This is a genomic window from Acinetobacter sp. RIT698 (assembly GCF_009668065.1).
In the GTDB taxonomy this organism is placed as follows: Bacteria; Pseudomonadota; Gammaproteobacteria; order Pseudomonadales; family Moraxellaceae; genus Acinetobacter; species Acinetobacter guillouiae.
Window position 1 is genome coordinate 1 of the sequence record NZ_WJYH01000101.1, and the last position, 4,096, is coordinate 4,096.

Annotated in this window: 2 protein-coding genes; both read left to right on the plus strand. The window is 36.5% G+C overall.

All coding sequences use genetic code 11. The features are described 5' to 3' along the window. Window positions 1-107 precede the first annotated feature (107 nt). Window positions 108-2,603, plus strand: a complete 2,496-nt coding sequence (locus GJV03_RS21105; protein WP_154131061.1) for a TonB-dependent receptor — start codon at window positions 108-110, stop codon at window positions 2,601-2,603. 11 nt (window positions 2,604-2,614) lie between these two features. After that, window positions 2,615-3,853, plus strand: coding sequence for a lipase family protein (locus GJV03_RS21110; RefSeq protein WP_004724829.1), 1,239 nt, complete (start codon window positions 2,615-2,617; stop codon window positions 3,851-3,853). Window positions 3,854-4,096: the final 243 nt, after the last annotated feature.

Genomic DNA, 4,096 nt, shown 5'->3' on the forward strand with positions numbered 1-4,096 from the left:
TCAAAGCAACTATTAGTAGACTAAAATAATATAAGTATCTGATTAGTATTAAATAATAAATATGGCATTGAGTTTGCAGAAAGCAGATCATTTTCTAGGAAATGCATATGAATATACTCACACCATCTATCTTGAAATCTTCAATATTTGTTCTGAGTGCTCTAACTAGTGCCATCGCAATTGCAAATGAAACACCACAAAAAAGTAATGAGGATATTGATGCTGTTACTTTAGCGTCAGTGGTCGTAACGGGAAGTCGCCGAGCTGTTAAAAGCCCGTTGGATACACCAGCACCTGTCGATATTTTGTCTGAAGAACAGTTGAAAAATACTGGAACGTCTGATTTATCTAAAGCACTAACAATTTTAGCACCGTCATTTACATTCCCTTTAGAACCAGCGGGTGCATTTGCTGCGCAAATACCAGCAGGAGCATCATTACGCGGTTTAGCCTCTGATCAGGTTTTAGTCTTGATTAATGGTAAGCGTCGCCATACAGGTGCAATATTTACTCGACAAAATTTAGCGAATGGTCGTGGTGCGGCATCTGTAGATTTAAGTTTAATTCCATTAAATGCAATTAAACGAGTTGAAATTTTGAGAGATGGTGCTGCTGCGCAGTATGGTTCAGATGCAATAGCAGGTGTGATTAATATCATACTCAAAGATGATGATGACCATGGTGCAGCCTCTTATCGTTTTGGGCAGTTTTCATCAGGTGAAGGCGAACAACATAAGTTATCATTATGGAAAGGATTTTCTTTGCCGAATGATGGAAGCTTAACCTTCGCCATTGAATATGGCAGTCAAGATTATGCCAATAATACCAACCCAGATAACCGTAGATTCTATCCACAAAGTTATCCTAATGCGGAATATTTAGAAGCAAACTCACCATATCGTAATTGGCGTTTTGGTTCACCAAAGGTAAATGACCAAGTCAATTCAGTGTTAAATGGCGAATTACCACTTACCGATACGATTAAATTGTATGGTTTTGCAACTTATGGTTATAAAGAAAGCGTTGGGCAAAACTTTTATCAGCCACCTTCAACCAATACAACTTTAAATCAAAACCCATATTATTTAGCACGTTATCCACATGGAAGAATCACGACATCAGTATATTCATTGTATGACCATGCAATTACAGCAGGGTTGAAAGACAATGATTTTCTGGATGGAAAATTAGATTTCTCAGTGAATTATGGTCGTAATAAAGCAGCTCAACTTTACACTAATGGGATAAATCCAAGTTACGGTTATGACTCTCCATCTGAGTATAAAGTTGGCGAAAATATTAATGAACAAAGTAATGTGAACTTGGATTATCAAAAACAAATTGCTTTAGCATTTTTAAATGAGCCAATCACTTTTGCAACAGGTATAGCCTACCGTAAAGAACAATACCAACAAATTGCAGGTGACCGAATTTCCTATACACGTGGTCCATACTTTAATCCTAGTCCAGTCATTGGCGTGGGTGTACCAGAGATTTATTCAGGTATTACTGACCAAGATGAACGTAAGATATCAAGAAATGTATTTGGTGGATATGTTGATGTAGAAGCAAAAATCCTTCCTAAATTAGTTGCTGGGGCAGCTTTTAGAGCTGAAAATTATTCAGATTTTGGTAGTACTGCCAATGGGAAGTTGTCTTTAAAATATGATATTGACCCTAAAATTGCTGTGCGTAGTACTTATAGTACAGGTTATCGTGCACCCGCAATTACTCAGTTGGGTTTTTCTGCGTATAGTCGTCAAACTGTTTTACAAGCAAATGGTGAATATCAAGACGTTTCACAACGAACATTACTGCCTGGAAGTGAAGCCGCTTTACTTTTAGGTGGTAAGGCTTTAGACCCAGAAAAGTCAAAAAATGCATCTATTGGATTTGTGTTTAAACCCACACAAAATTTATCTGCGACTTTAGATCTATATCAAATTGATATAAAAGACAGGATTTTATTATCAGATAATATTACTGGAAATGTAATTAAAAATGCCTTTGCAGGTACCCCTTATGTCGAGATTAATAATGTCGCATTTTTTAATAACTTATTGGATACCCGAACTCGTGGTTTAGAAATTACTTCAAATTATCTGATGGATTTGGAGAAATATGGCAAGTTAAAGCTGAATTTAGGCTTTAGTACAAATCAAAACAAAATTACCAAGACACGTAATGCAATTACAGCCAAAGGTGAAATAATTCCATTTGAATCAATTGCGGGGCGTAGTACGCAAGGAATTATTGAATCAGCATCACCTAAAAATAAGCTCACTTTAGGCGCAGATTGGCGTATTCACAATTGGGATGTGACAGCACAACTTCGTCGTTATGGCGAATGGAGCACAGTTGATAGCACACGTCCAGCATTTGACCAAAATTTCTCAGAGCAATGGGTTGCAGATTTAAATATTGGTTTTAAACCAGATATTTTAAAAGGTTTACGTTTAGATATTGGTGCTTATAACTTATTCAACTCATTTCCAGATCATGCAAAAAATACCAGTGTTGGTGGGGTAGTGAAATATAGTTTTAATGCACCTGAAGGGGGAAATGGAACATTCTTGTATAGCAAATTAACCTATGATTTCTAAGGAGATGTTCAATGAAAATGCGTATTTTAAATGCTGTTTTAGCATTGAGTTTACTTGTTTCACCTTTAACACAGGCAAAAACGTACCCAGAGAACTTGGTTGGGGATAGTTATTTATCCGATTTTTATGAGTGGGATCAAGAAATTCCTAAAGTATCAGGTACTTTACTTAAAATAGAGGATTTAACCCCCTCTTATATTGGTCAATCAAAAGCATCAGCTCAATATCGAATTTTATATTCATCGACTAGTGGTATAGATTCGAGTAAAGCATCTATTGTTTCGGGGGCATTATTCATTCCTCAAGGGACGCCACCCAAAGGTGGATGGCCACTTTTAGTTTGGGGCCATGGAACTGTTGGTTTAGCTGATACATGTGCACCTTCTTGGGCAGGTCGTTTATATATCGGTGTTGAACATTTAGACAAATGGCTTGACGAAGGGTTTGCAGTGGTTGCAACAGATTATGAAGGCTTAGGAACGCAAGGCGCACATTGGCTAATTAACAATCCAATGTTAGCCTATAACATGCTCGATAGTGCTACGGCAGTAATTCAAGCAAACTTAAAAATTGCGAATAAAGTGATTTTGTCAGGAGAATCACAAGGTGGGGCAGGTGCATTTGCTGCAGCTGCATATGCACCACAATATGCGCCAAAGCTCAATATTAAAGGTACGGTTGCAACGGGGGTTATTTATCGAGATCGAAATGCAAATAAACAAGAGATCATTCGTTCTAATCCACATGAAGTTGTTACAGCAATTGCTTTACCGATGTATAGCTTCATCGCAGCACAAAGTTATAATCCAAAGTTGAAAACAGAGGATGTCTTTACTGAAAAAGCGTTGCCTTTCGTGGAGCGAGCAAGAAATACATGTATTATCACTTTACAACGTGATGTGACGAGTGCAGGTCTGACTTTTGCCAATGTATTAAAGGAAAAACCAAACGAGACTTATACTAAAACTATTGAAGAAATGCAGGAAAAATTTGGCTATTTTCCAACATTAAAAATTAACCATCCTGTATTTATTGCAACAGGTGCAAATGACAAAACACCCGATGTGAGGGGGCAGCTTAAATTAATGAAAGACAGTTGTCAGGCTGGTACAATTATTGAAGGGCATATTTATGCAGGCTATGGGCATAGTGATGCTGTGCCTATCTCCATGAAAGATGCTGTTCCTTTTGCAAAAAAAGTTTTAGCAGATCAGAAGATTAAGCCGATTTGTCAGCCTATTCTGGAGTAATTTTTGAATCAATATATGCTTTTTTAAAAAGCGTGACTTGTTCATAAAGGAAATAGTATTTAGCTCTTAAATGCTATTTTTTTGTTGATTTATTGTATTTAATTTTCATCTAACTATTAATTAATGTTTTGATTAAAATGTATAATAATAGTACATTTAGAGAAAATGAACTAAAGAAAAACACTAGCTGGAGCTACTCTTAGTTGTTTGATGGAAGCACCAAAATTAGATCTAAAAATAAAT